Origin of the sequence: Falsiroseomonas oryzae (genome assembly GCF_027856955.1) — a bacterium.
Lineage (GTDB): Bacteria > Pseudomonadota > Alphaproteobacteria > Acetobacterales > Acetobacteraceae > Falsiroseomonas > Falsiroseomonas oryzae.
Map to the genome: position 1 here is coordinate 1 of NZ_JAPSMD010000472.1, position 3906 is coordinate 3906.

Below are 3906 nucleotides of genomic sequence, written 5' to 3' on the forward strand. Positions count from 1 at the left end.
CGCGCTGGCCATCACGCCGCCCGGTGGCCGGGCCGAGACCCGCGCGCTGGAGGTGCGTCGCCGGCAATGGGACGTGCAGCACATCTCCGGCCTGCCGCCGGCCCAGGTGACGCCCGACGAGGCCGCGCTGCGCCGCATCACCGCGGAGCGCGAGCGCCTGGCCGCCGCGCGTGCCGCGGACAGCGTGCTGACGCATTTCGCCGATCCGCTCGCCTGGCCGGCGCGCGGCCGCATCAGCGGCATCTTCGGCAGCCAGCGCGTGCTGAACGGCCAGCCGCGCCAGCCGCATTACGGGCTGGACGTGGCGGGCCCGGTCGGCACGCCGGTCAGCGCCGCGCTGGCCGGCCGCGTCACGCTCTCGGGCGATTTCTTCTTCTTCGGCCAGCTGCTGGTGATCGACCACGGCCACGGCGTGAACACGCTCTACGCCCATCTGTCGGAGCGGCTGGTGGGGGAGGGCGAGGCGGTGGCACGCGGCCAGCCCATCGCGAAGATGGGCGCGACGGGCCGTGTCACCGGCCCGCACCTGCATTTCTCGCTGTCCTGGTACCAGGTCTGGCTGGACCCGCAGCCGCTGCTGGCGGCGTAACACGCGAAACCCGTCTCCGCCCGCCGCGACATCCCGGGGAAACGCCGCCGCGCCAGAAGGCCCGGGCGGCGCCGCCCGCGTCGCGTGCCGACGACCAAAGGAGGAACGGGTGTATGTCACCGCTCGCCGTGCCATCGTCGCCCTCGGGCTGCTCGCGGCCGTCCCGGCCGCCACGCCCGCGCCCGCCGCCGCCCAGGATGCGTGGCACAACCCCTATACGGGCCGGAACTGGAACAACCCCGGCTCCTCGATGATCGACACGTTCCTGCAGAACGACGCGCGCCGGCGAATGATGATCCAGCGCGGCGGCGAGGCCTACGGGCAGCGCCAGGCGACGTCGCGCGACCCGTCCTTCCGCCTCTTCAACCGCGGCAGCCAGGTGATGCGGGAGATCTACGTCTCCTCCTCGCAGGTGGACCAGTGGGGGCCGGACCGGCTCGGCCAGCACGTGCTGGCGCCGAACGAATCCATCCTCGTCCAGCTGCCCCAGCGGATGTGCGTCAACGACATCCGGATCGTCTTCGCCAGCGGCCAGGCGATGGAGCGGCGGCGGGTGGACACCTGCGCCCTGGCCGAGCTCATCCTGCCTTGACCTGACGCGCCCGCGACTCGACGGTGCGTCGCCGGCCGCGCCAGGAACGTCGCGGTGCAAGCGGCGTTCACGGCCGCGCGCGCAACAAGAGAGGCTCCCGCATGGCCGACGACGCCTTCGCCACCTATCCCAGCCTCAAGGGCAAGGTTGTCCTGATCACCGGCGGTGCCTCCGGCATCGGGGCGGAACTCGTCGCCCAATTCGCGCGCCAAGGGTCGAAGGTGGCCTTCCTCGACTTCGACGCAGAGCACGGCGCGAAAGTGGCCGAGGCGACCGGCGCGCTGTTCCTGCGCTGCGACCTCCGCGACATCCCCGCGCTGCGCGCCGCCATCGCACAGGTGCGCAGCCGGCTCGGCGATGTCCTCGTGCTGGTCAACAACGCCGCGCGCGACGACCGCCACGGGCTGGAGACGGTGGAGCCCGAGTACTGGGACGAACGGATGGCGACCAACCTGCGCCACTTCTTCTTCTGCGCCCAGGCGGTCGCGCCCGGCATGCGTGCCGCCAAGGCGGGCTCCATCATCAACATGGGCAGCGTGAGCTGGATGAGCGGGCAGGGCGGCATGCCCGCCTACACCGCCGCCAAATCCGCCGTGCGCGGCCTCACGCGCGGCCTCGCGCGCGACCTCGGCGGCGACGGCATCCGGGTGAACGAGCTGGTGCCGGGCTGGGTGTTCACCGAGCGGCAGGAGCAGCTCTGGGCGACGCCGGAGGGCGTGCAGCGCCACCTGGAGGCGCAATGCATCCACCGCAAGGTCATGCCGCACGACATCGCGCGCCTCGCGCTGTGGCTCGCGGCCGACGACAGCGCGATGGTGACGGGCCAGTATCTCGTCGTGGATGGCGGGAAGGTCTGATCAGCCCGCCTGCCGCGGCGCCTCCGGCGGGCCGAACTGCGCGGCGTGCAGCGCGCTGTAGAGCCCGCCCGCGCGCAGCAGCGCACCATGCGTGCCCTGTTCCGCGATGCGCCCATCGGCCACCACCACGATGCGGTCGGCATCGCGGATCGTCGCCAGGCGATGCGCGATCACCAGCGTCGTGCGGCCGCGCGCCAGCTCCGCCAGGGCGGCCTGGATGGCGCGCTCCGTCTCGGTGTCCAGCGCGCTCGTCGCCTCGTCCAGGATCAGCACGGGCGGGTTCTTCAGGAACACCCGCGCGATCGCCAGCCGCTGCTTCTGCCCGCCGGAGAGGCGCACGCCGCGTTCCCCCACCACCGTGTCCAGCCCGTCCGGCAGCGTCGCGATCAGCTCGTCGAGCCGCGCGCGCCGCGCCGCCTCCAGGATCTCGGCGTCGGTCGCGCCGAGGCGGCCATAGGCGATGTTCTCCCGGATCGTGCCGGCAAACAGGAACACGTCCTGCGGCACGATGCCGATCTGCCGGCGCAGGCTCTCCAGCGTCAGGTCGCGGATGTCGTGGCCGTCCAGGGTAATGCGGCCGTCCTCCACCTCGTAGAAGCGCGGCACCAGGGCGCAGAGCGTGGTCTTGCCGGCGCCTGAGGGCCCGACGAGGGCCACCGTCTCGCCTGGGGCCACGGCCAGGTCGATGCCGTTCAGCACCGTCCGGTCCGGGCTGTAGCCGAAGCTGATGCCCTCGAAGCGCAGCGCGCCCTGCAGCGGCGGCGCCGGGCGCGCGCCCGGCCGATCCACGATGTCCGGCTCCACCGCCATCAACTCGAGGTAGCGGCGGAAGCCGGCGATGCCCTTGGGGTAGGTCTCGATCACGGCGGCGATCTTGTCCATCGGCCGGTAGAACACGCCGACCAGCAGCAGGAAGGCGACGAAGTCGCCCACCGTCATCGCGTCCCGCACGATGAAGATGGCGCCCGCCAGCATCACGATCACCTGCACGAAGCGCAGGCCCAGGTAGTTCAGCGTGATTCCCGTGGCCATGAGCCGGTAGGCGCCGAGCTTCACGCGGCGATAGGCGTCGTTGTCGGCGGCGAACAGGCGCTGCTCATGCGCCTCGTTGGCGAAGGCCTTCACCACGCGGATGCCGCCCACCGCCTCCTCGATCCGCGCGTTGAAGGCGCCGACGCGGCCGAACTGCTGCTGCCAGTTGGCCGTCATCCGCCCGCCGTAATGCGCGATCACCCAGGCCGCGGCCGGCACCACCAGCAGCGTGACCATGGCGAGTTCCACGTTCACGTAGAGCATCAGCGCGAAGGCGCCGAGGAAGGTCAGCACCGCGATCAGCAGGTCCTCCGGCCCGTGATGCGCGACCTCGCCGATCTCCTCCAGGTCCTTGGTCAGGCGCCCGACAAGGTGGCCGGTCTTCTGCCCGTCGTAGAAGCGGAAGGAGAGCTTCATCAGGTGCTCGAAGGCGCGGCGCCGCAGTTCCGTCTCGATGGCGATGCCGAGGACATGGCCCCAATAGGTCACCACCGCCATCAGCACGCCGTTCAGCACATACACCGCCAGCAGCGCCGCGATCGCCAGCAGGATCAGCGGCACGTCCTGCCCCGGCAGCAGCCGGTCCACGAAGGCGCGGACGGCCATCGGGAACATCAGCTCCAGCATGCCGGTGGCGGCCGCGCAGCCGAAATCCAGCAGCAGCAGGCGGCGATGCGGTCGGTAGAAGGCGGCGAACTGGCGGAACATGCGGACCCATGTGCGACCTTCCGCCGGCGGCCGCAACCGTCCTCATGCCGCCTGCGGCCCGCGTTGCGCCGCGCGCCGCTCGCCGGCGAGCAGCGCGGCGCCGGACGCCAGGATCAGCGCCGCGCCCG

General features: G+C 71.9%; 4 protein-coding genes. 3 read left to right on the plus strand and 1 reads right to left on the minus strand.

The annotated features are described in order from the left end of the window. The 3 genes from OZN99_RS27225 to OZN99_RS27235 form a co-directional block, all read left to right on the plus strand. Window positions 1-589, plus strand: a 589-nt coding sequence (locus OZN99_RS27225; RefSeq protein WP_270938367.1) for a M23 family metallopeptidase, incomplete at its 5' end; no start/stop codon positions are given. Window positions 590-698: 109 nt separating this feature from the next. Continuing rightward, entirely contained in the window at window positions 699-1181 is a 483-nt protein-coding gene (locus OZN99_RS27230) for a hypothetical protein (protein ID WP_270938368.1), read from the plus strand. Window positions 1182-1282: 101 nt separating this feature from the next. Beyond that, window positions 1283-2038 (plus strand): SDR family NAD(P)-dependent oxidoreductase, encoded by a 756-nt coding sequence (locus tag OZN99_RS27235; RefSeq protein ID WP_270938369.1) that lies wholly within the window; start codon window positions 1283-1285, stop codon window positions 2036-2038. Here OZN99_RS27235 and OZN99_RS27240 read toward each other — a convergent pair whose 3' ends face one another. Further along, window positions 2039-3778 (minus strand): ABC transporter ATP-binding protein, encoded by a 1740-nt coding sequence (locus tag OZN99_RS27240; RefSeq protein ID WP_270938370.1) that lies wholly within the window; start codon window positions 3776-3778, stop codon window positions 2039-2041. Window positions 3779-3906 lie beyond the last annotated feature (128 nt).

What these genes read in the sequence shown, in the direction of transcription:
- OZN99_RS27235 (WP_270938369.1), top strand. Translation starts at nt 1,283, where the DNA reads ATGGCCGACGACGCCTTCGCCACCTATCCCAGCCTCAAGGGCAAGGTT.
- OZN99_RS27240 (WP_270938370.1), bottom strand. Translation starts at nt 3,778, where the DNA reads ATGTTCCGCCAGTTCGCCGCCTTCTACCGACCGCATCGCCGCCTGCTG.